This window comes from Janthinobacterium darwini, assembly GCF_051380905.1.
Taxonomy (GTDB): Bacteria; Pseudomonadota; Gammaproteobacteria; order Burkholderiales; family Burkholderiaceae_D; genus Janthinobacterium.
Window position 1 is genome coordinate 2,170,293 of record NZ_JBNYXX010000001.1, and the last position, 24,895, is coordinate 2,195,187.

Annotated in this window: 18 protein-coding genes; 8 read left to right on the top strand and 10 right to left on the bottom strand. The window is 63.8% G+C overall.

All coding sequences use genetic code 11. The annotated features are described in order from the left end of the window. Positions 1 to 222: 222 nt before the first annotated feature. The 8 genes from ACQ4WZ_RS10085 to ACQ4WZ_RS10120 form a co-directional block, all read right to left on the bottom strand. Positions 223 to 1,038, bottom strand: a complete 816-nt coding sequence (locus ACQ4WZ_RS10085; protein ID WP_436573295.1) for a ferritin-like domain-containing protein — start codon at positions 1,036 to 1,038, stop codon at positions 223 to 225. Positions 1,039 to 1,110: 72 nt separating this feature from the next. Continuing rightward, positions 1,111 to 2,049, bottom strand: a complete 939-nt coding sequence (gene dsdC, locus ACQ4WZ_RS10090; protein ID WP_436573296.1) for a DNA-binding transcriptional regulator DsdC — start codon at positions 2,047 to 2,049, stop codon at positions 1,111 to 1,113. Then, positions 2,049 to 3,380: a D-serine ammonia-lyase gene (gene dsdA / locus ACQ4WZ_RS10095; protein ID WP_436573297.1), complete on the bottom strand. Its 1,332-nt coding sequence runs from the start codon at positions 3,378 to 3,380 to the stop codon at positions 2,049 to 2,051. Before dsdA ends, dsdC begins: the two co-directional genes overlap by 1 nt. A 121-nt stretch (positions 3,381 to 3,501) precedes the next feature. Beyond that, a complete protein-coding gene (locus ACQ4WZ_RS10100; protein WP_436573298.1) occupies positions 3,502 to 3,975 on the bottom strand; it encodes a hypothetical protein in 474 nt (157 codons plus the stop codon). Beyond that, positions 3,944 to 4,165: a hypothetical protein gene (locus ACQ4WZ_RS10105; RefSeq protein ID WP_436573299.1), complete on the bottom strand. Its 222-nt coding sequence runs from the start codon at positions 4,163 to 4,165 to the stop codon at positions 3,944 to 3,946. Before ACQ4WZ_RS10105 ends, ACQ4WZ_RS10100 begins: the two co-directional genes overlap by 32 nt. 227 nt (positions 4,166 to 4,392) lie before the next feature. Next, on the bottom strand, positions 4,393 to 6,480 hold the full coding sequence (locus ACQ4WZ_RS10110; RefSeq protein ID WP_436573300.1) for a TonB-dependent receptor: 2,088 nt from the start codon (positions 6,478 to 6,480) through the stop codon (positions 4,393 to 4,395). 89 nt (positions 6,481 to 6,569) lie between these two features. Beyond that, complete coding sequence (locus ACQ4WZ_RS10115) at positions 6,570 to 6,968, bottom strand: DUF2946 domain-containing protein (RefSeq protein WP_436573301.1); 399 nt, start codon at positions 6,966 to 6,968, stop codon at positions 6,570 to 6,572. Positions 6,969 to 7,148: 180 nt separating this feature from the next. Continuing rightward, the gene (locus ACQ4WZ_RS10120) at positions 7,149 to 9,293 is read right to left on the bottom strand and encodes a TonB-dependent siderophore receptor (protein WP_436573302.1); all 2,145 of its coding nucleotides are present in this window, start codon (positions 9,291 to 9,293) and stop codon (positions 7,149 to 7,151) included. A 244-nt stretch (positions 9,294 to 9,537) separates the two neighbouring features. On the opposite strand from ACQ4WZ_RS10120, the gene ACQ4WZ_RS10125 reads away from it, so the two are divergent. Beyond that, the gene (locus tag ACQ4WZ_RS10125; RefSeq protein ID WP_436573303.1) at positions 9,538 to 13,011 is read left to right on the top strand and encodes a DUF748 domain-containing protein; all 3,474 of its coding nucleotides are present in this window, start codon (positions 9,538 to 9,540) and stop codon (positions 13,009 to 13,011) included. A 66-nt stretch (positions 13,012 to 13,077) separates the two neighbouring features. Here ACQ4WZ_RS10125 and ACQ4WZ_RS10130 read toward each other — a convergent pair whose 3' ends face one another. After that, positions 13,078 to 13,434, bottom strand: a complete 357-nt coding sequence (locus ACQ4WZ_RS10130; RefSeq protein WP_133991758.1) for a hypothetical protein — start codon at positions 13,432 to 13,434, stop codon at positions 13,078 to 13,080. A gap of 97 nt (positions 13,435 to 13,531) precedes the next feature. Further along, the gene (locus ACQ4WZ_RS10135) at positions 13,532 to 15,982 is read right to left on the bottom strand and encodes a membrane-bound PQQ-dependent dehydrogenase, glucose/quinate/shikimate family (RefSeq protein WP_436573304.1); all 2,451 of its coding nucleotides are present in this window, start codon (positions 15,980 to 15,982) and stop codon (positions 13,532 to 13,534) included. 313 nt (positions 15,983 to 16,295) lie between these two features. Between ACQ4WZ_RS10135 and ACQ4WZ_RS10140 the strand changes: the two genes are divergently transcribed. The 7 genes from ACQ4WZ_RS10140 to ACQ4WZ_RS10170 all read left to right on the top strand — a co-directional run bounded on the left by ACQ4WZ_RS10140 (position 16,296) and on the right by ACQ4WZ_RS10170 (position 24,805). After that, complete coding sequence (locus ACQ4WZ_RS10140) at positions 16,296 to 17,993, top strand: methyl-accepting chemotaxis protein (RefSeq protein ID WP_101481112.1); 1,698 nt, start codon at positions 16,296 to 16,298, stop codon at positions 17,991 to 17,993. 93 nt (positions 17,994 to 18,086) lie between these two features. Beyond that, positions 18,087 to 18,725 (top strand): hypothetical protein, encoded by a 639-nt coding sequence (locus ACQ4WZ_RS10145; RefSeq protein ID WP_436573305.1) that lies wholly within the window; start codon positions 18,087 to 18,089, stop codon positions 18,723 to 18,725. Beyond that, complete coding sequence (locus ACQ4WZ_RS10150) at positions 18,722 to 19,636, top strand: HDOD domain-containing protein (RefSeq protein WP_436573306.1); 915 nt, start codon at positions 18,722 to 18,724, stop codon at positions 19,634 to 19,636. The genes ACQ4WZ_RS10145 and ACQ4WZ_RS10150 overlap by 4 nt, the downstream gene beginning before the upstream one ends. 74 nt (positions 19,637 to 19,710) lie before the next feature. Continuing rightward, positions 19,711 to 20,337: a response regulator gene (locus tag ACQ4WZ_RS10155; protein ID WP_101481109.1), complete on the top strand. Its 627-nt coding sequence runs from the start codon at positions 19,711 to 19,713 to the stop codon at positions 20,335 to 20,337. A 34-nt stretch (positions 20,338 to 20,371) separates the two neighbouring features. After that, positions 20,372 to 20,734 (top strand): Hpt domain-containing protein, encoded by a 363-nt coding sequence (locus ACQ4WZ_RS10160; protein WP_180338443.1) that lies wholly within the window; start codon positions 20,372 to 20,374, stop codon positions 20,732 to 20,734. Beyond that, positions 20,731 to 22,953: a hybrid sensor histidine kinase/response regulator gene (locus tag ACQ4WZ_RS10165; protein ID WP_436573307.1), complete on the top strand. Its 2,223-nt coding sequence runs from the start codon at positions 20,731 to 20,733 to the stop codon at positions 22,951 to 22,953. The genes ACQ4WZ_RS10160 and ACQ4WZ_RS10165 overlap by 4 nt, the downstream gene beginning before the upstream one ends. Before the next feature lie 142 nt (positions 22,954 to 23,095). Further along, a complete protein-coding gene (locus ACQ4WZ_RS10170) occupies positions 23,096 to 24,805 on the top strand; it encodes a cache domain-containing sensor histidine kinase (RefSeq protein ID WP_436573308.1) in 1,710 nt (569 codons plus the stop codon). The last annotated feature ends 90 nt before the right edge of the window (positions 24,806 to 24,895 follow it).

Below are 24,895 nucleotides of genomic sequence, written 5' to 3' on the forward strand. Positions count from 1 at the left end.
CAAATGTCCAGGCGAGCGCGGCCAGTCACGGAGCGCGCCAGGCATTTCATTGCAAAGCAAGCCTTGCGGAGGGATATGGTCGTAGTGCCACGGCCAGATCACGTCTTCCATCTGCCCTGGCAGCGTAGGATCGTCATCGGGAAACCGCCGCATGAGCCAGCCACGCCGGACCTGGTCAACGCGGGCGCGTTGATCCCACCCGACAGAATGTGGGTCGCCTAATCAGGCCGGCAAATCGGACAGTTCCAGCTCCGAAAACCCGGCGCGGCGCCGCGCTTCCAGGTTGAACGGGCCGCGCAGGGTGGGCGCTTCATAGCGCAGGGCCAGTTCGGCATACGTGGCACGCAACTCCAGGCCCCGCTGCTGGCACAGGTAGCCATACCAGCGGTTGCCGATTTCCACATGCCCCACTTCATCGCGCAGGATGATGTCGAGGATGGCGGCGGCGGCCATGTCGCCCGCCTGCGCCAGCTTGGCGCGCAGCGGTGGAATCGCGTCCAGGCCCCGCGCTTCCAGGGTGCGCGGCACCAGCGCCATGCGCGCCAGCACGTCGCCGCGCGTCTTGTCGACCATTTCCCAGAGGCTGTCGTGGCCGGGGAAATCGCCATACGTATGACCCAGCACCTGCAGATGCGCCTGCAGCATGGCGAAATGCGTGGCTTCTTCCTTGGCCACGCGCAGCCAGTCCGTGTAGTAGTCAAAGGGCAGGTCCGGGAAGCGCCACAGGGCGTCGAGTGCCAGGTTCATCGCATTGAATTCGATATGCGCGAGCGCATGCACGAGCATGGCGCGCCCTTCCGGCGTGATCATCGAACGCCGCCCCACCAGGCGCGGCGGCACCAATTCCGGGCGCTCGGGACGGCCCGGCACGGGGCCGGTGGGGGCCAAAGGCGATTGCGCATCGAGTGCCAGTGGCGCCTCGGCCATGGCCGCCACCATCGCCACCTTGGTTGCCGGGTCTGGTTCGAGCAGGCAGGCGAGCGCGGTGGTGCGCAATTCCTGCGGCGGCGTGGAGGTCAATGAAGATGATGCGTGCATGGTGCTTCCTTCCTGCGCTGATTCCAGCAAGGGCCGCAGTGTATCAAATGTGGCTGAAGTGGCGTACTGGGGTCAGACCCGCCGGGTCTGACCCCGGCCTTGCCCCAGCAACCAATCCAGCAGCGCCTGCACTCTCGCCGGCAGTGTCCGCGCGGCATGCACGAGGTAATACGCCTGCGGACTGGCCAAGGTAAATCCGCCAAACGGCAAGACTAGCTGGCCGCTCGCTAGCCACGGCTGCACCAGCTGGCGCCGGCCCATGGCCACGCCCGCGTGGTGGATGGCCGCCTGCGCGCACAGGTCGGCGCGGTCGAAACGCAGGCTGCGCACGGGCAAGTTCACCTCTGGCGCCTGCGCGTCCAGCCACAGGCGCCACTCGGCATCGGGCGCGCAGGCGGGCCAGGCCAGGGTGTCGTGCAGCACCGTCGCGCCGGACAGCTGTTGCGGCGCGTCAAACAAGCCGTGCTCGCGCGCATACGCGGGACTGCACACGGGCGCCAGCCATTCCTCCATCAGCTTGCGCGATGCCAGGCCGGGAAAGTGGCCATCGCCATAGTGCAAGGCCAGGTCCACCTGGCCGGCGCGAAAGTCCACGCTATCATTTCCCACGCGCAAGTCAATCGACAAGTCCGGATACTGCGCAGCGAACCCTGCCAGGCGTGGCACCAGCCAGCACTGGGCGATGGAGGGGCGTGCATGCACGGTGATGCTGCCCGCCAGCGTATCGCCGCCGGCAATGGCCGCATGCAAGCCATCCCAGCCAATTTGCAGCGCGGCGAAGATGCGTTCGCCGTCTTGCGTCAGCTTGACTTGCCGCGTCAGTCGTTCGAACAGCCGCAGGCCCAGGCTGCTTTCCAGGCGGGCGATGCGGTGGCTGACGGCGCTGGGCGTGAGCGCCAGTTCCTGCGCGGCCAGCGCGAAGCTGGCGTGGCGCGCCGCCACCAGGAAGGTGTGCAGGTTGGCGAACTGGCTGGCCGTCAGCGCGGCCATGCGCGGCGCGCTGGCCGGCATCAAACCACTCCGGCCACCAGCAGCGCGCGGCCGCGCGCCACATAGGCCAGCATTTCCTCCTCCGGCACCATGCTGCCGCCCGTGCCCCAGACCAGGTGCGTGGCCGTTTCCAGGTGCTGCTGATATTGCGGCGCGGCCAGCACAGGTGCTATGCCCGCGAAACCGGCCACGGCGGACGGTTCCAAACGCAAGCCTTGCGTTTGCTCAAGCGTCGCCAGCAAACGGTACAGTTCTTCATCCGTGACGGTGGCGTAGCCGTCGATCAACCGCTGCATGGCGCGCCCGACGAAGCCGGAAGGCCGGCCCACTGCCAAGCCATCGGCGGCCGTGAGGTTGTCGATGCCGATCTCCTGCACGCTGATGCCTTCATGCAAGCCCGTATGCACGCCCAGCAGCATGCACGGCGAGTGGGTCGGTTCGACGAAGACGCAGTGGACGAAATCGCCAAACGCCAGCTTCAAGCCGAAGGCCACGCCGCCGGGGCCGCCGCCCACGCCGCACGGCAAATACACGAACAGAGGGTGATCCGCATCCACCTTGACGCCGTTTGCGTCGAACTGGGCTTTCAGGCGCTGCCCCGCCACCGCGTAGCCGAGAAACAGATCGTGCGAGTTTTCATCGTCGACGAAGTGGCAGGTCGGATCGCTCTCCGCCTGCCTGCGCCCCGCTTCCACGGCCACGCTGTAGTCGGTCGCGTACTCGACGACGGTGACGCCATGGCTGCGCAATTTATCCTTTTTCCACTGGCGCGCGTCAGCCGACATGTGCACGGTGGCGCGAAAGCCCAGACGCGCGCTCATGATGCCGATCGACAAGCCCAGATTGCCCGTGGAACCGACGGCGATCGCGTACTGGCCGAAAAACGCCCGCACGGCGTCGCTGGCCAGCAGGCTGTAATCGTCGCCCTCCTTGAGCAAACCCGCGTCCAGCGCCAGCATTTCCGCGTGCTTCAGCACTTCATAGATGCCGCCACGCGCCTTGATGGAGCCGGAAATGGGCAAATGGCTATCCTGCTTGAGCCATAGCTGACCGCTCGTCATGCCTAACGCCAAACCCAGCGCCGCCTGCATGGCAGGCAGCGGCACGACGGGCGACTCGATGATGCCGCCGCTGGCCTGCGTTTCAGGAAAGGCCTTGGCCAGGTACGGCGCAAAGCGCGCCAGGCGCGCGCTGGAGTCCGCCACGTCAGCAGCCGTCAAGCCCACGTCGTTCAAGGCTTCGGCCGACGGCGCGATGCCGGGATTGAACCAGCTCAAGGGCTGCAAGGCCATCAGGTCTGTAATCAGGGGAAATTTTTCGCGCAGCGCGGCGATGGCGGAAGTGGGCAGCATGGCAACCTCGTGAAGGAACAAGCCATGATTAGACCGCATCCGGGCGCCGCTGGCAAAGGATGGTTGATCAGGCAATGGATGACGAGAGGTCATCTGTCATGCTGCTACAGAAAACACCATGCTATTCGCCAGGAGCAAGGGCCGTGGATTTTCTGCTGCTTAAGAACGATGCGATGAACACGGCTGGAAAACAGGCCAGCCAAAGATAGAATCCGGCACCGAATCCCAGCACCGTGTAGTAACCATTATCACTGGGAATTGTCTTGATGCCAAAGGTTGTCAGGGCCAGTGCAAAGCCAAAAAAGGCGGCCACCATTGCGGCACTGGGCTTCTCTTTCGAGAAGTACATGGCAAAAATAAGCAGCGGATTGGCAAACCAGGCAAAACTGCCGGTCAACGGCCCTAGCCAGCCGAGCAATAATACGCCCCCACCCAGCAAGACTTCGTGGGAGTCCACGATTGCCGTTAACAACAAGGATGCCACATACGCGACAACGGTCAGGGACAGCACGATGGCGGCGGCATCGTCGCCTAGCAGCTTGCGGGGGAAAATACCAATCTCCTTACGGAGTAAGCGGCATGGAGCCCACTTCATACCACACCCGCAGACCCCGCTCAACCTGGGTTATAGCCATTCTGCCCCTGGTTTCCGTGATGGTTTCGATGTTGACAGGACGGACACCCGTTTTCTGCAGCCATTCATTGGCCAATACCAGCGATCTGTCGATGCCATCGGAGAGAGGACTGCCTGAAGTCGACGAACGAAAATCTTTAAATGCGATCATGTACACCCTTTTTGCAAGTCAGCATCATCCACCGACAACGACGAGCCTCGCTATTGCACTCCTGTGTGGAAAATGCCGGAAACAGTAAGTTGTAAACAATAACAAATTACCGAAACGAAACATGCGCACATTGTCACGAACATCTGGCTGTCGCCGATACGAAAAGTCAGCGGGCGCCTTCCGCTCCCGGCATCAGCAGCAGGAAGACGCCCTTTCTGATGGCAACCTTAGAACTTGAGCTGCAGCCCCACATCAATCGACCGGCCTTCGGCCGGCAAGGCTTGCAGCGCGCCACCGTTCGCCTTCAAGCCTGACAAATACACGCCACCGAGCGGGTCCGCATACGCGCGATTGAACAGGTTGCTCACGCCCGCGCTCAGGCTGGCCATCTTGCTCAATGCCACGCTGCTGCGCAGGTTCACGAGGGCATAGCCGCCCGTTTCCGGTTCAAAGCGGCGGGCGTCGACCTTGTCCTTGCGGGCAACGATCTTCGTTTCGATGCGGCTGCTCCAGGCGCCCAGCTTGTGCTCGACGGCCAGCAAGGCGTTGAACGGCATCATGCGGTAGAGGTCGCCACCATCGCTGCGCTTGCCCCGCGTGTAAGCAGCATTGCCCGTCGCGATGAAGCGGCCCCAGCGTGCGCTGCTGGCCAGCGGCAGCTGCCATGCCACATTGGCGCCGTACAGCTTGGCGTCGTGGTTGGCAAAGCGCAGCAAATTGCCGTTCGCAACCATTTTCATATACGGGTGGAAAGACGCCAGCACATCGACATCGATGTAATTGTCGACCTTGCTGTAATAGGGGTTGACGCGCAGGAACCAGCCCTCCTCGCCGCCGCCATGCCAGTCGGCCGTGAAGGCTGCCGTGTAAGCCGTCTCGGGCTTGAGGTCGATATCACCCACGTAACCGTTGCCATCGCCAAACCAGTTGGTCATGGTCATCGCCATCGAACCGCGGCCCCACGAGTAGCGCTCGTACAGATTCGGCGAGCGCACCTTGCGCGCCAGCGCGAATGCATAGTTGCTGGCCGCGTCCGGTGTGAAGGTCGCTTGCGCCGAGGCATCAATATTCGTGTCGCGCTGGCTGCGGCTGCGCGCATTGAAGGCCCTGGCGGCCATCACGTCCGGCATGTTCATCATATTGGTCCCATACGATTGCACGTCGCCCGTGTCCATGCGCACGGATTCGCCGCGCAAGCCCAGCACGCTCGTCCAGCGCGCATCGTGGCGCGTTTCCAGTTCGCCGAACAGCACGGTGCGGTCGCGCTTGCCGTCGTTGATGTTCAGATAGGTGCGCGGCCCCATCATCATGGAACCGGGCACGGCCGGCCAGTAATCGTCAAGGCGAAAACCGTGCCACTCCTGCCCCAGGCGCAACTCGCCCGTACCCGTGGGCAGGCTGGCCATCAACGCATAGCCCGTGTTGCGCCCGTGCGTCAGCATCGGCATCGTGCCAGTGCGCTCAGGCGTGAAAAAGCCCATTTCATGGTCCGTCTGTTGCCAGTAGGCACGCGCATCAAGCACGCCCCAGCCGAATTCGCCCTTGTAAGCGAGATTGGCGAACTGGCCGTGGTTGTCCGTCATGTCCATATACTGGTTCGGAAAACCCTGATACGGGATGTGCTGCACGCCGGCGCGCAGGGTCAGTTGCTGGCCCTGGCCTTTTGCCGCCAGCACGATGGCCTGGTTGATGCTCTCGAACATGCTGCCCAGCACCTTGTTGCCATGACCATCGTCATAGCTGTGGCCGCGTGTATAGGCGCCGCTGTAGCCGACGCTCAGACTGTCGCTGGCGGCCGAGGCATGCACGCTGGTCGCCACGCTATTGTTGACGCTGCGGCCCGACACGGCAAAGCTGCCTTGCGTCAACAACGGCGCGCCGGGCTGGGCGAACACGGGTACGTTCGATTGCACCTCGATGGTGCCGGCTATGCTGTCGCCGCCCGCGCTGACGGGCGTGACGCCGGCGATCAGGCGTATGCGCTGCACTTGTTGCGGATCAATGTAGGACAGCGGCGCATTCATGTGATTGGCACAGGCCGACGTCAGTTCCATGCCGTCGATGCGAATCTTGATGCGGTCATCCCCAAAGCCATTGACCACTGGCAAGCCGGACACCCCGCCGCCTGCCGCCACGCTGTAGCCAGGCGTACTGCTGAGCATCAGCGCCGTGTCGGCGACGGGCCGGTAGCCATCACCAATGGCCGTAACGATGACTTTCATCTCGGGCAGGACGGTGCTATCTGCTTCATTGCGGGATTGCGCCAAGGCAGGCATGGCGATGGCGAGGGAAATCAATAACGGTAAATGTTTCATGGTGCTGCTTTCAAATTCTGTATAGGTAAGTCGAACAGACGCAAGCGCACGACACGCGCGGCGCAAGGCTGTTCAGGAAAAGGGACAGATCAGAAAGCGGCGGGCGGGCCACGGGGCTGGACGGGCGTCCAGGCGAACAGCGGCGTGGCGGACTGGTAGAACAGATCGGGCACCAAGCCCGTGAGCAGTTCTCCGGAAGCGAGCACGAGGGAGGTGGGCGGAATCGATAAAGTGTCAGCATGCATGCTGCAGCAGGGGCAATCAGCCATGCGCATGCCCGATTTTTCAGGAGCCGATGGCTGCTCCACGCTGTAGCGGATGGGCATGGCTTGCATGCCGCCCGCCACCGAGCAGATTTCCAGGCTGGGCACGGCCATGCCGCTGGCGACCGTCAGCGCGCGCGACACCGTAGGGGCGAGCGTGGCCAGGAAGATGGCGATACACGCGATCCACAGGACGATGCTGGCCTTGCTTTTGCTGATGAACATGGCAACATTGTATCAGGGCAAGCACCCTGCGCACAGGGCGCAGGTCAAACCTGACTTACAACGCCTAACAAAACCGTAGCGAGCGGAAGGAAGAGGTGGCTGAGAAGCGCAACCGTGCTTGAGCACGGTGAGCATCGCAGGCCGCCTATACCGACGCGCAGTAGGTTTTGATAGGCGTTCTTACAAATCCACCTTCATCGACAGCTTGATGGCGCGCGGCGCACCGGACGCCAGGCGCGTGCCGGCGCCGGCCCAGTAGCGCTTGTCGGCAAGGTTTTCCACGTTCAGCTGCCACACGACAGACTTGTCCATCACGCGGCTCGCATAGCGGGCGCCCGCACTGAACAGTGTCACCCCGCCCAGGAAGGCCTGGTTCAAATCGTTGACGGGACGGGCGCTATAGTAGTACGCGCCGCCATTGACGGACAGGCCCGGCACAGCGTCAAACGCGTAGGCGAGGAAGGCGCTGGCCGTGCGCTTGGAAGCGTTTTCCGGCGCCTTGCCGTTGTAATCGGCATTGATATTGGCAAACTTGGGGTCGAGGAACTGGGCCGACGTCTGCCACGACAGCTGGCGCGTCAGCTTGCCCTGCGTCGACAGTTCCAGGCCGCGGTAGCGCTGTTCGCCATCCGACGTAAACACATTGCTGGCATCCGTGTAATAGCCGGGGCGCGTGATGTCGAACAGCGCGGCCGACAGCAAGGTGCCAGCAGGCGTCAGCCAGCGCGCGCCCAGTTCCTTTTGTTTACTCACGCCGGGCGCCATCTTGACGCCCTGGTTGACGGTGCCCGTCGGGCCTGTCTCTCCCTCTTCCAGCCCCCGCGCCGTGGACGCGTAGAACGACAGTTCGGGCGTGGACTTGTAAATCAGCGAGGCCATCGGCGTCGTCTTGCTGACGTCGTAGTGGCTGGCGCCCTGGTCGCTTTGATAGCTGCTGCGGCGCACGCCGATGATACTTTGCCATTGCGGACTGAAGACCATGCGGTCGAGCGCGTACAAGCCCGTGTCGCGCGTGTCGAGCGCAGCCGTCGTGGGCGAAGTCGGCTTGGGACCGAACACGACATTCGTCACGGGCACAGGGTTGTACAGGTTTTGCGACGCAATCGTGTAATTGCTCTGGTAAATCGGGTCTTGCGACTTGTCCGTGCGCGAAGCGCCCAGGGTCAGTTCATGGGCAATCAAACCCGTGTGGAAATTGCCGGCCAGTTCAAGGCGCAGCAAGTCCGACGCCGTCACGCTGTGCTGGATATTGCCCGTGATGCGGCCCGCGCCCGTGGCCAGTGCCGCCGAATTGTTCAGGCGAAAGATGGCCAGGCGGCGGTCGCGCGCCGTTTCCGAGTGGCCCGCCTCTACCGTCAAGGCCCAGCCATCCGCGATGGCGTAATCGGCGCGCAATTGCGCGTTTTTCGTTTGCGCCTCGAAAGCGGACCAGTCGGGGCCGATCAGCTGGCGCGGATCGACGGCGCGCGGCAAGGTGATCACGCCTTTCACGGCGGCCGGCAAGGCCACGCCCGCCTGCTCCGTCACCTTGCGGCGCTCGTATTCCAGGTCCGCCTTCAGCAGCAGTTTGTTGCTCACGCGCCAGTCCAGCGCCGTGGAGATAAAACGGCGGTTGCCGTTGCCGACATGGTCCAGGTAAGAACCCAGGGTGCCGCCGGCGGCGTTGATGCGCACGCCGAATTCCTGCTGCGCGCCAAAGCGGCGGCCGATGTCCACGTTTGCCACGGCACTGCCCCGGTCATCGAGGCTCAGGCCCATGCTGGTGACGGGCTGGCTACCGGCCCGCTTGGTGACGAAGTTGACGACGCCGGCCGGCGAGGTGAAACCGTAGTACAGGGCCGAAGCGCCTTTCAGCACTTCCACCCTTTCCTTGTTTTCCATGGGTACTTGCGAGAAGTTCATGATGGGCATGGAACCGTTGAGGCGGTAATTCGTGCGGTTTTCCACGGCGATGCCGCGTATCACCAATTGGTCCCAGGTTTCGCCGCCATTTTGCTGGCGCGTCACGCCGGCCGTATTGCGCACGGCATCGTACAGGCCGGAGACGGCTTGCTGTTCCAGCAATTCGCGCGTGATCACGTTAACGGTCGATGGCACATCCATGATGTTGGCGCCGCGAAAGCTGCCCGCCTCCGTAGTGACGGGCACCAGACCTTGTGCCCGTGCGCCCGTCACTTGCACGGCTTGCATGACTTTCGCATCGTCCGCCGTCAAGTCGTCCTGGCCGCTGGCCCCATTGACCGCCAGCGCGGCGTGGGGAGCGAAGGCCAGCGACAGAGAAGCGGCGAGTGGAAGCAGGCGGGTGCGGAGAGAAACGACAGGCATGACATCGGGCTTTCAATGAGGAAATATGTACAAATGGAAACTTACGGTAAGCGAGCATGATACTCGTAATGAGAATCATTATCAAGAAATGGTGAGTTTGTGTGAGTTTTACAGAAGAAACAAGCTCCCTCTGGCGCCTGTTATCACATGAACACGTTTGGATTTTGCAGACGAGGCCGCAAAGAGGCATACTGACAGTCACGGCGCACAGGTGCGCCGCCCAACAAGATCAAAAGGTAAGTTCGTGAACACAATCGACAACAAAAGCGTGCAGACGAAAACATTTCGCTGGAAACGCTGGCAGCGCTGGGCCGTTGGCACAGGCTGCGCCCTGGCGGCCTACAGCGCGGCCGGCTTCTGGCTGGTGCCCTACGTCATCAAAAACCAGTTACCCAAATTTGCCGAAAAAGAACTCGCGCGCCAGGCCAGCATAGACGACGTACGCTTCAACCCGTTTACCTTGCGCCTGGAAGCGGACAAGATCGCTTTCAGGGAAGCGGCCAGCGCGGATGGCAAAACCGGTGCGCCGCTGCTGTCCATTGGTGCGCTGGCCGTGCAACTGGAATGGAAGTCCATCGTGCGCCGCGCCTGGAGCCTGGCGGAAATCCGCATCACGGCACCGCAAACGCATCTGACGATCACGCCCGACGGCAAGTTCAACCTGGCCGAAGTGCTGGCCACCTGGCAACGCAATCACCCGGAAAAGAGCGACGGCGGCATGCCGCGCCTCGTCATCGCCCACTTTGCGCTGGAGCAAGGCAAAGTGGACTGGCAAGATCAAAAGGCGGGCTATGCAGACAACTTCACGCCGATCAACTTCACGCTCGACAATATCTCCACCCTGCCTGACGCCAACGGCAGCTATAGCCTCAGCGCCTATGCGGCGCGCGGCGGCAAGCTGCACTGGCGCGGCACGGCCTCGCTCAGCCCCATCCGTGGCGAAGGCGAACTGATCCTGAACGACGCCTCCCTGCCCGGCCTGGCCGCGTATTTGAAAGCCTATACGCGCGCGCGAGTGACTAGCGGCAAGTTGTCCGCGCGCCTGCCCTACGCCTTTTCCTATACCGACGGCAAGCTGGAAGCCACGGTCAAAGGCGCTGGCCTGGCCTTGCGCGACCTGGCGCTGGTACGCGACGGCAAGGGAGAAGCATTTACGTCGCTGAACACCTTGGGTATTGCCGGCGTGAACGCCGACCTGGCGCACCAGAGCGTCACCGTCGATAAAATCAATCTGTATGGCGGCAAGGTGGCCGTGCGCCGCGATGCCAGGGGCGAAATCGACGTGGCAAATTTGATGCTGCCTGGCAATCCCGCACCGGCAGCATCAGCCACCACCGCGCCATCCAAGCCTGGCAAGTGGAAGGTGGACTTGAAGCAATTGGCGCTGGCCAACGTGGACGTGTCCGCCATTGATGAAACCGTTTCGCCGGCCCTGCAACTGAGCGCCAGGCAGCTGCAGCTGAACCTGCAACTGGCCTTGCAGCAGGCGCAGGCGGGGAACAGCATCATTGTCGATGGCGCCAGTTTCGGCCTGGCCGATCTCACCATGCAGCGCGGTGCACAAACACCGTTCAAGCTGGACCAATTGGGCTTTACGGAAGGCAAGATCGATCTGGCAGCGCATACCGTGCACCTGGGCGCGCTGACGGCCAGTGGCGCGCAGATCGACCTGGCGCGCAACCGCCAGGGAGAGTTTGCGATTGCGCAAAAGCTACCCGTATTTGCCTCCGGCAAGGCCGACGCGGGCAAGGATGCACCATCAGCACCGTGGTCCACCAAGGTGGACAAGGTGGAACTGAGCAAGTTCGGCGCCCGTTTCGATGATGCGGGCACTGGCATCAAGGGCAACTTGCAGGATGCACGCCTGTCCTTGCACAACGTCAGCAACGACATGAAACAGGCGCTGCCGTTCGAACTGGGCGTGGGCTTGCGCGAAGGCGGCTTGCTCACGGCCAATGGCAAGTTCGTGCCTGGCACGGGCGCCGTCGATGCGCAGCTGAACCTGAAACAGCTGACCCTGGCGCCAGTGCAACCCTTGCTGGCGCAGCATGTGAAGCTGAAACTGGCGGGCGGCTCGCTCTCCGGCAGCGGCCGCCTGACGACGGGCGGCGGTGCGCCGAAAGCGCCAAAAGTACGCTATGAGGGCGGCGTTGATATCGCCGGCCTGGTGCTGAATGAAACGGATGGCAAGCGTTTTGCGTCGTGGAAGAGCGTGCGCGCCGACAAGCTGACGGCCAGCGTGGGCCCCGATTTTGTCGACATCCCCGAACTGCGCGTGGTGGAACCGAACGCCCAGCTGATCATCGAAAACGACCGCAGCCTCAATGCGCAGCGCCTGCTGGTCAAGGCGCCGGAGCCGGCAACAGCGCCGTCCGCCGCCGCCCCCGTCGCCACCGCCACGCCGGCGGCCGACGCCGCCTTCCCCGTGCGCGTGCGCCGCGTGCGCCTGCAAAACGCCAAGCTGGACTTTGCCGACCTCAGCCTGCGGCCCCAGTTCGCCGCCAAGATCTATGAACTCAATGGCGTCGTCACGGGCCTGTCGACGAAACGCGATGCGCGCAGCCAGATCGAACTCGATGGCCGCATCGACGAATTCGGCCTGGCCCGCGTGCGCGGCCAGCTGAACCCGTTCGCGCCCACCGACAACACGGACTTGAATGTGGTCTTCAAGAACGTCGACATGGTGTCCGCCTCGCCGTACACGATGAAGTTCGCCGGCTACAAGGTGGCGGAAGGCAAGATTTCGCTGGACTTGCAATACAAGGTGCGCAACCGCCAGCTCGACGGCACCAACCAGATCGTGCTCGACAAGCTGACCCTGGGCGAGCGCATCGACAGCCCGGATGCCCTGAAGCTGCCTTTGGAACTGGCACTGGCCATCCTCAAGGATAGCGATGGGCGTATCGACCTGGGTCTGCCCGTGTCGGGTGACATGAACGACCCGCAATTCAGCTATGGCGCCCTGATCTGGAAAGCCGTGGGCAATGTGCTGACGAAAATCGTCACGGCGCCGTTCCGCGCGCTGGGCAACTTGCTGGGCATCAGCGCCGACAAGCTCGAAGCCATCGACTTCGACGCGGGCAGCGCCGTGCTGCTGCCGCCCGAGCGGGAAAAGCTCAAGCAGGTGGCGCAAATCCTGGCCAAACGCGAACAGCTGAAGCTGGCCGTGCCGGGCCAGTACAGCGACACGGATGCGGCTGCCCTGCGCGCCCAAGCCGTGCGCCGCGCCGTCGCCGCCAAGGCCGGCATCAAGCTGGAAGCGGGAGAAGAACCGGGACCGTTGAACCTGGGCGAACGCAAGATACGGGGCGCCCTGCGCGACCTGTACGGCGAACGCTTCGGCAAGGCCGAGCTGGACAAGCAGAAGAAGGCGGCGGAATCGGCCGCGCCGGCGACAGCGGCGGCCTCATCTGCCGCCTCCGCTCCCGCAGCGGCAAAAATCCCCGTCTTCCAACGTTTGGGCAAGCTGATTGAAGGCGAGCCGCAAGTGGCCGATACGGGCGCCTTCTATACCGGCTTGCGCGAACAGCTGGAAGCCAAGCAGCCCTTGCCTGCCGATGCCTTGAGCAAGCTGGGCGCCCAGCGCAGCGCGGCCATTCTGGCGGCCCTGCAGCAGGACGGTACACCGGCTGCCAGGGTCAGCGCGGGCGCGCCGGAAAAAACGGAGGCCGCGCCGGGCAAGCTGGTGGGCCTGAAGCTGGGATTGGCTGCGCAGTAATCGACAGGCGTTGCCGCAACAAGCTTGCGGCAACGCCATGCAAGCGGCAGCAGTGCCGGCGGCTTGCTATGCGGACCGCCAAGCCGACGCGCGTATATGGCTACCCAGTCTGGCACCGTAGAAGACCAGCAGCGAAAATGCAGCCAGCAGGGGCAGTGCCAGCAAGGCAAACCCGTAAGTAACAAAGACCACCGGCAGCCATAAAATCAACACACCGACGAAGGTCGCCATGCCGATGGTTCGATGTTGTGGACGCTGGATAAAAAAACCCTGGCATATGCCGATGACCAATCCGCATGAAGCGATGGCCAATACATGCACCATGCCTGGGAAATTTTCAAAGCTCGTGTAGACGAGAAATACCGCGAGAAAGCTCAGGACGGCACTGAGCGCTCCAATCAATCTGGTCCTGGCTGTACTCATGGCTGCCTTTCAAATAAAACAAGCGCAGGTGGCCGAGTGCCGCCATGCGCAATTGCATGCGGCACCATCCACGCGATGGCGCCGCACCGTCCATGCTCTATTTCGTTTTCCCCGCCTCCTTCACCGCTTCATCCGGCAAGGCAAACGCCACCAGGCTATCGCCCATCTTGGTGCCCAGCGAACCGTGGCCGCCAGCCATGACGACGACATATTGCTTGCCCGTCTTGTCGGAGACATAGCTCATCGGCGTAGCCTGGCCGCCGGCCGGCAAGCGGGCTTTCCAGACGGTTTTGCCATTGCGCACGTCGTAACCGCGGATGTAGTAGTCGAGCGTGCTGCTGAGGAAGGCCACGCCGCCGCCCGTGGTGCTCATGCCGCCCAGGCTGGGCACGCCCAGCGGCAAGGCGATGGGCACGGGCGCGCTGTCGCGCGTGGTGCCGTTCTTGTGCATCCACACTTTTTTCATGGTGCGCAGGTCGACGGCGGCGATATAGCCCCACGGCGGCGCCTGGCATGGGAAGCCCAGTGGCGACAGGAAGGGCTTGATTTCCACGGCAAACGGCACGCCCGTCTGCGGCTGTAAGCCCATTTCCGTGCCCGTGCCGCCTTTCGCGTTGGCTTGCGCGCGCGGCACCAGGCGCTCCAGGAATCCCATGTAGTCGGGATTGACCAACAGCAACTGACGCACGGGATCGACGGCCGCCCCGCCCCACTCGAAGATGCCCAGCGGACCCGGCGAGATGATGGCGCCCTTGATCTTGCCTTCGGCCACCGTCTGCGGCGTGAACGGCCCTTCATAGCGGTGCTGGCGGAAGATGATGCGGCACGCCAGCTGGTCGAACGGCGTCGTGCCCCACATATCCGTTTCGCTGATGTTTTTCTCGGGCAGGAAAGTGAGGGCCGAGAATGGCTGCGTGGGTGACAAACGGTCGCCCGGAGCGGGGTTATTCGTCGGCACGGGTTTTTCCGGCGCCGGCACGACCAGGCTGCCGTCGCGGCGGTCGATCACATAGATGTCGCCCCGCTTGGTTGTGGCGACCACGGACGGGACCTTGCCTTTCGGCGTGTCGATGTCGACCAGGGTGGGCTGGCCGCCGATATCCATGTCCCAGATATCGTGGTGCACGGTCTGGTAGGCCCAGCGCACCTTGCCGGTGGCAAGATCGAGCGCGACGATGGCGCTATTGTATTTCTCTCCGTTTGGATTGCGGTTGCCGCCCCAGGTATCCGGCGTTTCATTACCCATCGGGATATACACCATGCCCAGTTTTTCATCCACGCTGGACACGCCCCAGGAATTGGGCGAATTGTTCGTGTAAGTTTTGCCCTCGGCAATCGGCGCCGTGTCGTCCGGATTCGAAGCATCCCAGTTCCACATCAGCTTGCCGGTAACGGGATCGTAACCACGGATCACGCCCGACGGCTCTTCCGTGGAAAAGTTGTCCGTCACGCTGGCAGCCATCACCACCACGTTTTGCGCCACGGCCGGCGGCGACGTGGGCATCAAAAAGCCCCGCTTCTTCATGCCCATGCCGTGGTACAGGCCAATCACCCCGTTTTCGCCAAAGCTTTTGCACGCTACTCCCGTATCGGCATTGACGGCAATCAGGGTCGCATCCATGGTGGGGGCAAAGATGCGGCGCGGACATTCCATGCTGGCAGCTTCGGGCGCCGGATCATCCTTGGCGCGGCCAGCCTTGACATCCCAATAGGCGACGCCACGGCAAATCATGTGCTGGTAGCTGGATGCGTCGCGGTTGATCTTCGGATCGTGGCGCCAGATTTCCTTGCCCGTGTCGGGGTCCAGCGCGATGACGATGTTGTGCGGCGTGCACAGATACAGCATGCCGTTCACTTTCAGGGGCGTGACTTCATTGGCGATCTCGCCCGGGTCGTTCGGCCCCTTGAAGTCGCCAGTGTTGTACACCCACGCCTGTTTCAGCTGCGCGGCGTTGGCCGGCGTGATCTGCGCGGCCGGCGCGTAGCGATCGCCATAGCCGGAGCGGCCATACGCAGCCCAGTCGTTGGGCGCCACACCAGGCGCAAAATCGCCTTGCGGCGCGGCGGCCATGTTCTCGGCCGGCACTTCGCCGTGCAAGGTGGTGTAATCCTGGAACAGCGAGAACACCCCCACGGCCGCCGTCAGCAGCACCGCGGCGGCCAGGGCGCTCTTGCCGGCGTCGCGCGGTTTCGCCCCGGCCGTCAATGGCGGATCGAGGCGGCGGTCGATGAAGGGCAGCAGCAGCCAGACGGCAGCGGCAAACCAAATATCGAGGCGGGGCAGCAATTGCCACCAGTCGAACTTCACTTCGATCACGGACCAGATCAGGGTGGCGAACAAAAGCAGCGCGAGACACAGCTGTGCGCTGCGCCGCCCTCGCCATACCAGCGCACCGGCGACAAGCATGCCGATGCCGGCCACGACGTAATACCAGGAGCCGCCCAGGCTGACGAGCCAGGCGCCGCCGCCGGCAAGCGCCAGGCCCAGCAAGATGAAGATGACTGCGGTGAGGATAAGCAAGGGTCCAGGCCGGGCAGAGGCAGTCATGATGCTCCTTTACAAGAGTCGGTCGGCGGCACGCGCCTGCGCACCGTATTTGATGGCAATCAAGGAGTTCCATTTTTTCACTATTTTGCCAAGCGTGGCACACGCCAGAACGCGATATCCGCGCGGTGTTGCTTTTCATCACAATCCGTCCCCGCCAGCAGGCCCTTCATCTTGTGATTTCAAAAAAACACAAAATAAATCAAATAAATCACAAATTTCTCTAATAAATCAAATTTTTCCCGTAAAATGAAAAATATGAACTTTTGCAACCGATTTTCCCGATTTTCAACCTTCACGTGGAGCGGCACCCATCATGACAATCGCAAAACGCCTGTATGCATTAATACTCTCCGTCGTCCTCGGACTCGCCGCGCTGACGGGCTTCAGCATCTATGAAATGGACCGCGTCTACACAGCGGCCAGCTATGCCACGGTCAACACCGTTCCCAGCCTGCTGACCTTGAACCAGGCTTTCGTGCCCTTTACACAGATGCGCACGGCCGTCTGGCAACATATGGCCAGCAAGGATGCCGCCGCGCGCGCCAAGCTGGAAGCGAGCATCAATGAAGCGCGCGCGGCAGTCAGCCAGGCGCTCGACAAATATGAAAAAGAGGATATTTCCGACGAGCAAGACAAAGCGCTGCTGGCCACGGACCGTGCCGTATTGCTGCGCTACGATGGCGTGCGCGACAAGGTACTGGCGCTGTCGAAGGCGGGTGAGCTCGACGCGGCACGCGACTTGCTGATGCAGAACCAGCCCATCATTAAGGAACTGGTCGACGCCCTCGCCGCCCACCACCACTACAACGAAAGCCTGGCCACCAAGGGCGCCGCCGACGGCGCCGCTGCCGCTGCCAGTGCGCGCTGGATTTCCATAGTCCTGGCCCTGGCCGTGACGGTGCTGGTGGCCGGCATGGGCTTGATGCTGGCACGGCGCATCGCCTCCTCGCTGGCCAGCGCCGTCGGTGTTGCCCGCACCATTGCAGGCGGCGATCTCAGCGTGCAGATCAGCGCCGCCTCGAACGACGAGGTAGGTCAGTTGATGACCGCCATGGCCGACATGAGCGAGAGCCTGGTGCGCATCGTCTCCGAAGTGCGCTCCGGCACGGAGACCATCAACACGGCCTCGGGCGAGATCGCGGCAGGCAACCTGGACCTGTCGGCACGCACGGAACAGCAGGCCGGCTCGCTGGAAGAAACCGCCTCGGCCATGGAAGAACTGACGGCTACTGTGCGGCAAAACTCGGACAACGCCCGCCAGGCCAAGCAAATGGCCGTCAGCGCCTCGGACAAGGCGGTGCGGGGCGGCGAGGTGATGGGCGACGTCATCCGCACCATGGAAGCGATCGACAGCTCGTCCAACAAGATCGCCGACATCATCAGCGTCATCGACGGCATCGCCTTCCAGACCAACATCCTGGCCCTGAATGCGGCCGTGGAAGCGGCCCGGGCGGGGGAACAAGGACGCGGCTTTGCCGTCGTGGCCACCGAAGTGCGCAACCTGGCGCACCGTTCGGCGGCGGCGGCCAAGGAAATCAAGGCACTCATCAGCGATTCCGTGGAGCAGGTGGAACAAGGTGGCAAGCTGGTCCAGCAAGCCGGCGCGGCCATGACGGAAGTGGTCGACACGGTACGCAGCGTCACCGACATCGTCAGCGAGATCTCGGCCGCCAGCGCCGAGCAAAGCACGGGCATCGACGAAATCAACCGCGCCATCACGCAGATGGACGAAGTCACGCAGCAGAATGCAGCCCTGGTCGAAGAAGCAGCGGCGGCATCGCAATCGCTGCAGGAGCAGGCAGGCAACCTGGCCAACCTGGTCGGCGCCTTCAAGCTGGCGCATGGTCAAGCCAACGCGGTGCAACAAAGCACGCCGGTGCGCCCAGCCCCAGCCGCCAAGCCGCCTGCAGCGCGCAAGGTGGCGCGGCTCAAGCTGGTCGCGCAGCGCGACCCCGGCCATGCCCGCAGCACGACCAGTACCAGTGCCGGCGGCGACTGGGAAGAATTCTGACCCAGCCAGCACGCAGCTACATCAGCATCGATCATCCTGGAGCATCGCCATGACATCCGTTTCCAACCATTCTTACTGCATGCAGGCCTTGCCATGAACGCCTTCCTCGCCGCCCAACCATTCCTTCGCTGCGACGACGTCTCGCTGATGCGGCCGGCGCTGGCCCTGGCAGGCCTGATGCTGCTGCTGGCCGCCCTGCTCTGGCGCCGCCTCCGCTGGCGCCAGGCCGGCTGTGCACCTGCCGCCAACGCGACAGCTGTCGATCTGCATCAGCAGCTGCAAATGCGCAAGGCAATCCACCCGGCCAAGGCGGCAGACACGGCACCGCCGCCAGAGCCAGAGGCACTGGACAGGCCGCCGTTCGAGCTGGCCCGCCTGGACGCCATGTTTGGCCACGACCGGCGCCTGCAGGGTGAAATTCTGGCCCTCTTCGTGGCCGAGACGCGCGACCGGCTGGCCGGCATCGCCCATGCGCTGCGCTGCGAACGCCCCGCCCCGGCACGCGTACTGGCGCAGGAAATTCTCGACAGCAGCCAGGCCATGGGCCTGCTTCCCTTGCAGGCACTGGCGCGCAAGGCCGTGCATGCGGGCTTTTCCAACGACATCGGCGCGCTGCGCCACCTGCACGCGGACCTGCTGATGGCGCTCGATGCCCTGTCTCAAGCGGTCACCGCCCTGCAAACGGGCGCGGTATTGGCCGATGATCGCGACGGCGTAGAGAGCCGGCCATGAGCGCGCACATCGACCTGGCGCGCCTGCTCGGCGGCGCCATCCTGCCCTCGCCCGCTTGGCGGCGCCACTGGCTGGCGACGCTATGCCAGCAGCAGGTACCGTTCAATGAAATGGCAGAACAACTGGGCTGCGATCCGGCCCTGACCGGCAAGATCATCGGCCTGGCGAATGGGGCCGAGCCACCGGGCGGGCACAAGCATGCGGCAGTCGACGCCGCGATGCTGGAAGCCATCGGCCTGCCCGCCCTGCGACAGGCGTTCGCCATCCCGGCCCTGCCAGCGGCCACGTGTGCGCACTTCGACGAACAGCGTTACTGGTCGCATTCGCAGGCCATGGCCTGCGCTGCCCGCGTGGCGGGCGATGCGCTGAAATTGGCGCCGCCCAAAGAGCTGTACACTTGCGGCTTGCTGGCCAATACCGGCCAACTGGCCCTGGCTGTGCTGCATCCGCAAGCGTATGATCAACTGCTGGACCAGCACGGGAGCACTGCCAGGGCGCTGCTGCTGCGCGAGGAATCGCGGCGTTTCGGCCACCATCAACTGGCGCTATCAGCTAGCCTCATGCGGGGCTGGGGCATGCCGGACATCCTGTGCGACGCCGTGCGCTGCCATGCCGCGCCACCCGGTTTCGGGCAGGCCGGACGCATGACAGACCTGGCCTGGCTGCTGAAACTGGCCAGCAGTTTCGCCGACCTGATACTGCGCAATGGCCAGGGACCGCGGGGGCCGGCCACGGCCGCAGCGCAAGTACTGGGGCTGGATGTGGACCACATGGAAACCCTGCTGCGCCACAGCAACGCGGAGTGGAGCGAATGGCGCGAGATCCTCGAACCGCACGCCCATATTGCCCTTTGCCGCACGCGCATCAGAATCGGGCCCGCCGCGCGGCAGGTTTTTAGTGAATTCATCTAATTTGTTGAAATTGATTTTTTGAGCGTGATTGCGTATCATTCCATTCATCCTCATCCTCGACCATAAAGTCCATCATGCACACTGCAGACGTATGCACTACCCAAAAGGCCGCCGAAATCCTCGGCATTTCGGTCACATCGGTGCAGCAATTGGTCGAGGCCGGCGTTATCGAAGCCTGGAAGACCAAGGGCGGCCACCGGCGCATTCCCCTCGCGGCCGTCGAGGCCTACAAGGGCAACCCCGGCCAGCAAGGCCAGGATCAGCGCACGGCACGCGCCAGCCGCCCCGCACCATCGGGCCGCCCGCCGTCCATCCTGGTGATCGAAGACAATCCGATCGAACGCGCGCTGTATGAAAAGCAGATCGGTTCATGGGGCTTGCAGGCAAGCCTGCGCTTTTGCGAGAACGGCTACCAGGCGCTGATGGAAATCGCCCGCGACCAGCCCGACATCCTGCTGGCCGACATCGTCATGGAAGGCATCGATGGCTACGAGGTCATCCGTACCATCCTGGCCGACCCGCTGCTGGCGGACATGCATATCGCCATGCTGTCGAGCCTGACGCCGGAGGAACTGGAAGAACGCGGTGGCGTGCCGCCCGGCGTGGTGTTCTTTGCCAAACCCGTCAATTACGACGAGCTGCGTGGCTATCTGCGCGCCTGCTGCGCCGGCCATGCGCGGCGCAACAGCCTGGCCGCCTAGCCCGCCACCGTTTTTCCCTCGCCACGGAGCCGCCATGCAAGCCTATCGCCACATCGATCCAGCCGTGCTGTTCCAGGCCACCGGCCATGACCTGGAGATGTTCCGCGCCCTGTCCCAGACCTACCTCGACACTTCACCGGCCATGTTCGCGCGCGTGGAACAGGCCGTACGGGGCGGTGCGGCGCAAGCCATCGTGCATAGCTGCCATACCTTGCGCGGCACCGTGGCCCTGCTGGGCGCCAGCGCGCTGGTAGCGCGCCTGGCGGAACTGGAACAGCTGGTGCGCCACCAGGGCGTGGCGGCAGCCGGCTGGCTGGCGGAAACGGCAGCACTGGTCGGCGCAGTGGAGCAGGAGGTGCGCCGCAGCATGCGCGAGTACACGGGCGCGCAGGCATGAACCCACGCCAGGCCGTCTTGCGCCTGGCGCACCGCTATCGCCCGCGCAGCACGGCAGCCGTAGTGGGCCTGGTGCTGGTGTGCCTGCTGGCGCTGCGCATCGTCGTTTCCGGCGTACTGCTGCACCGCGAAGCTGTCGATGACTGGAAGCAGGATCTGTCCAACCTGTCGCTGCTGCTGGCGGAAAACACGGCGCAAAGCATGACGGCGGCCCGCCTGGTGCTCGACGGCGTCAGCAGCGACATCCAGGCCGCCGCCCCCGCAGACGCGCACGCGCTGGCGGCCGCCGTCGGCACCCCGGCCATGCACCAGATGCTGCTGCACAAGATCGGCGGCGTACCGCAAGTGGACGTCGTATCCATCGTCGGCAGCGATGCCAGCGTACTGGCCTTCAGCCGCGCGTATCCCGCGCCGCCCATCCGCCTCGACGAGCGCGATTACTTCGAATATCACCGGCGCCACCCGGACGGCGGCATGCATGTCAGCGCACCCGTGCAAAACAAGGGCAATGGCGCCTGGACCTTCTATATCAGCCGGCGCATCAGCAGCCCCGACGGCCGCTTCCTGGGCGTGGTGCTGGTGGGCCTGTCGTGCGATTTCTTCAGCAAGTTCTTCCAGAACGCCAGCATCGGCGAGCACACGGCCTTTTCCCTGTATCGCAGCGACTACACGCTGCTGGCGCGATGGCCAGCCGTACCCGCGATGATGGGCAAGCGCAACCTGACGGGCAGCACCTACCGCCTGCTGGAACAGGGCAAGACCGATGGCGTGCTGCAGGTGGACTCGCCGCGCACGGCCGAGCAGGGGCGCACGGTCGACCGCCTGGCCGGCGTACGGCTGGTGCGCGACTATCCGCTGGCCATCAACGTGACCATTAGCGACGACGTCTACCTGGCGGCCTGGCGGCGCATGCTGCGCACCATGGGCGGCGCCGCGGTCATCAGCCTGCTCGTGCTGGCCCTGGCCATTGCGCTGATCATGGCCCTGCTGCGGCGCCAGGAACGCGACGCGGCCATGGCGCTGGCACTGCAGGCGCGCGCGGACGCGGCGAATGCGGCCAAGTCGCGCTTCCTGGCCATCATGAGCCACGAGATCCGCACGCCGATGGCCGGTATCGCCGGCATGGGCGAACTGCTGCGGGAAACCGAACTCGACGCCTCGCAGCAGCAATATGCGCACCGCATCGGCGATGGCGTGCAGCACCTGATGCGCATCCTGAATGACATCCTCGACCTGTCCAAGGTGGAAGCAGGCCAGATGAGCATCGAACTGCGCGACTTCGACCCGCGCCTGCTGCTTGATGACGTGCTGGCGCTGCACCGCCCGCAAGCCGACAGGAAGAAGCTGCAACTTGCCAGCGAAATCGGCAACAGCGTGCCGCAGTTGGTGTGCTCGGACCGCACGCGCATCGCGCAAATCCTCGGCAACCTGCTCAGCAACGCCATCAAGTTTACGCCCTCCGGCAGCGTGACCGTGCGCCTGCACCTGGAACCGGCCACGCCGGACGGCGCCGGCCCCTGCCTCGTCGCCAGCGTCAACGACCAGGGCATCGGCATGACCGGGCAGCAGCTGAGCCGCATCTTCGAGCCGTTTTGCCAGGCCGACGACAGCATCAGCGGCGCCTATGGCGGCACGGGACTGGGTCTGAGCATCTGCAAGCACCTGGTGGCGTTGCTGGGCGGCGAAATTTTCTGCAGCAGCGAGCCCGGCGCCGGCTCCCGCTTCACCGTGCGCATTCCCTGCCAGGTGGCCCAGACAACGGCCGCTTCCATGCCGGAGCCGGGTCCTGCTCCACTACCCGCAGCCACACCCGCATCGGCATCCGTGCCGGTCGCACGCATCCTGCTGGTCGAGGATACGGCGCTGAACCGCCAACTGGTATGCCTGCAGCTGGCCGACCGCGGCTACAGCATCGACACTGCGGAGAACGGCGCACTGGGCCTGGAAGCGCTGGCTGAACAGCAGTACGACCTGGTCCTGATGGATTGCATGATGCCCGTCATGGATGGCTACCAGGCTTGCCAGGCCTTGCGCGCCCGCGAAACGGCCAGCGGCGCGGCACGCCTGCCCGTCATCGCCCTGACGGCCGGCGTTACCGAGGACGACCGGCAGCGCTGCATGGCGGCCGGCATGGACGACTATCTCTCCAAACCCTTTACCGCCGCCCAGTTGCGCGCGACGGTGGAGCACTGGCTGACGCGCCAGGCGGCAATGCGCTAGCCCCGCGGGCCTGCGCTGAAAACAACACCTCCTCATAAAAATCGTTTTATTTGATGAAATCAATTATATTCGCTATAATTGACAAATCAACGCGCCGGTGACGCCGGGTACCCAGGCGAACGGCAGACCTTGCGGAGGCAGCATGCGGGAGTACAGATACTGGAAAGCCATGGCCTGGGAGCGCTGCGATACGCGCAGCCTGCTGTCGCTCTTCATGGCGGTCCTGCTGGCAGGGTTGTGGAGCATCACCTTGCTGCAATTGCAGCGCGCGCACGATACCGCCATCACCGATGCCGGACGCGATGCGCGCAGCATGGCGCGCGTCTTCGACGAACACGCGATCCGCACGATCGAGGCGGCGGACCAGGCGGTCACCTACCTGCGCAGCCGCTACCAGGCGTTGGGCAAGCAACTCGACATCGTGGCGGACCTGCAGCAAGGCCTCAATCCCGGCCCCCTGTACAACCTGTTTACCATCGTCGACGAACGTGGCGACACAGTACTGTCGAGCCGCCCCTTCAAACCGACCAACCTGGCCGACCGCGAACACATCCGGGTACACATGCAAGGCGACAGCAGCGAACTGTATATCAGCAAGCCGGTGCTGGGCCGCGTGTCGAAAAAATGGTCGATCCAGATGACGCGCCGCATCAACCATGCCGACGGCCACTTCAAGGGCGTGGTGGTGGTCTCGATGGACCCGTATTACTTTACGCGCCTGTATGACGAAGTCGACCTGGGCGCGAACAGTTCCATCACGCTCGTCGGCAGCGACGGCGTGGTGCGCGCGCGCCGGGTCGGCGCCGACAACACCATCGGCCAGGATGTCAGCGGCAGCAAGGTATTTGGCTTGATGCAAGGTAACACGCGGGGCAGCTTCACCGAGCGCAGTCCCGTCGACGGCACCCTGCGCATTTACGCCTTCGAAAAACTGGCCAACTACCCGCTCTACATGCTGGTCGGACTGGACCACGACACGGTGCTGGCAGACTATGTGTCGCGCCGCAACCAGGCCTTGCTGATGGCCGCAGTCACGAGCGCGCTGATCGTGCTTTCCTGGGCTGCGCTGGTGCTGCTGATCGGCCGCCTCGTCGGCAGCCGCGCCAGGGCCATCGCCGCCAGTGAGGCCAAGTCGCGCTTCCTGTCGAACATGTCGCATGAATTGCGCACGCCCCTCAATGCCATCCTGGGTTTCTCCGAGCTGCTGCTGGAGCAGCTGCACGAGCCGGAACAGGCCGCCTACGCGCAAACGATACAGAACAGCGGCCGCCAGTTGCTTGGCATGGTCGAGGCCGCGATGGAACTGAGCGCGCTCGAAAACGACCAGGTGCGGCTGGAGTCTGGCGCCGTGCCGCTGGACCAGCTGCTGGCGCTGGCGCTGGCGCCGCACCGGCAGCGCGCGGCGCACAAGGGCCTGCTGCTGGCCTCGCACGTCGCGCCCGCAACGCCGCTCAGCATCGATTGCGACCGGGTCCGCCTGGTGCGCGTGCTCGATATACTGCTCGACAATGCCATCCGCTACACGTCCGCTGGGCGGGTCGATGTCCACGTCATGCGCAATGGCGCGGACCTGCAAATCGAGGTGCGCGATACGGGCATCGGCATTGCGCAGGCGCAGCAAGCCACCATTTTCGACAAATTCTCGCAGGCGGACGACTCGCCGAGCCGCGCCCATGGTGGCGCCGGCATGGGGCTGGCCATCGCGCGCCAGCTCGCCACCTTGATGGGCGGCAGCATCGGCGTGGCATCCGCGCCGGGCCACGGCGCCGCCTTCCGCCTGCGGCTGCCGCTCGGCGGCACGGCCGGCGCGATGGCGGCTGGCGGCAAATTGACCACACTATCGCATGCGTAGTCGTACGCAAACGTTGTCCTCCGTGCATATCGGGTATAGCATCGTCCCATGACCTACCACACAGATGCGGCGGCGGTACGCAGACGATGG

What these genes read in the sequence shown, in the direction of transcription:
- ACQ4WZ_RS10165 (WP_436573307.1), top strand. Translation starts at nt 20,731, where the DNA reads ATGAACCCACGCCAGGCCGTCTTGCGCCTGGCGCACCGCTATCGCCCG.
- ACQ4WZ_RS10135 (WP_436573304.1), bottom strand. Translation starts at nt 15,982, where the DNA reads ATGACTGCCTCTGCCCGGCCTGGACCCTTGCTTATCCTCACCGCAGTC.
- ACQ4WZ_RS10100 (WP_436573298.1), bottom strand. Translation starts at nt 3,975, where the DNA reads ATGAAGTGGGCTCCATGCCGCTTACTCCGTAAGGAGATTGGTATTTTC.
- ACQ4WZ_RS10155 (WP_101481109.1), top strand. Translation starts at nt 19,711, where the DNA reads ATGCACACTGCAGACGTATGCACTACCCAAAAGGCCGCCGAAATCCTC.
- ACQ4WZ_RS10160 (WP_180338443.1), top strand. Translation starts at nt 20,372, where the DNA reads ATGCAAGCCTATCGCCACATCGATCCAGCCGTGCTGTTCCAGGCCACC.
- dsdC (WP_436573296.1), bottom strand. Translation starts at nt 2,049, where the DNA reads ATGCCGGCCAGCGCGCCGCGCATGGCCGCGCTGACGGCCAGCCAGTTC.
- ACQ4WZ_RS10170 (WP_436573308.1), top strand. Translation starts at nt 23,096, where the DNA reads ATGCGGGAGTACAGATACTGGAAAGCCATGGCCTGGGAGCGCTGCGAT.
- ACQ4WZ_RS10130 (WP_133991758.1), bottom strand. Translation starts at nt 13,434, where the DNA reads ATGAGTACAGCCAGGACCAGATTGATTGGAGCGCTCAGTGCCGTCCTG.
- ACQ4WZ_RS10105 (WP_436573299.1), bottom strand. Translation starts at nt 4,165, where the DNA reads ATGATCGCATTTAAAGATTTTCGTTCGTCGACTTCAGGCAGTCCTCTC.
- ACQ4WZ_RS10110 (WP_436573300.1), bottom strand. Translation starts at nt 6,480, where the DNA reads ATGAAACATTTACCGTTATTGATTTCCCTCGCCATCGCCATGCCTGCC.
- dsdA (WP_436573297.1), bottom strand. Translation starts at nt 3,380, where the DNA reads ATGCTGCCCACTTCCGCCATCGCCGCGCTGCGCGAAAAATTTCCCCTG.
- ACQ4WZ_RS10120 (WP_436573302.1), bottom strand. Translation starts at nt 9,293, where the DNA reads ATGCCTGTCGTTTCTCTCCGCACCCGCCTGCTTCCACTCGCCGCTTCT.
- ACQ4WZ_RS10140 (WP_101481112.1), top strand. Translation starts at nt 16,296, where the DNA reads ATGACAATCGCAAAACGCCTGTATGCATTAATACTCTCCGTCGTCCTC.
- ACQ4WZ_RS10150 (WP_436573306.1), top strand. Translation starts at nt 18,722, where the DNA reads ATGAGCGCGCACATCGACCTGGCGCGCCTGCTCGGCGGCGCCATCCTG.
- ACQ4WZ_RS10115 (WP_436573301.1), bottom strand. Translation starts at nt 6,968, where the DNA reads ATGTTCATCAGCAAAAGCAAGGCCAGCATCGTCCTGTGGATCGCGTGT.
- ACQ4WZ_RS10085 (WP_436573295.1), bottom strand. Translation starts at nt 1,038, where the DNA reads ATGCACGCATCATCTTCATTGACCTCCACGCCGCCGCAGGAATTGCGC.
- ACQ4WZ_RS10145 (WP_436573305.1), top strand. Translation starts at nt 18,087, where the DNA reads ATGAACGCCTTCCTCGCCGCCCAACCATTCCTTCGCTGCGACGACGTC.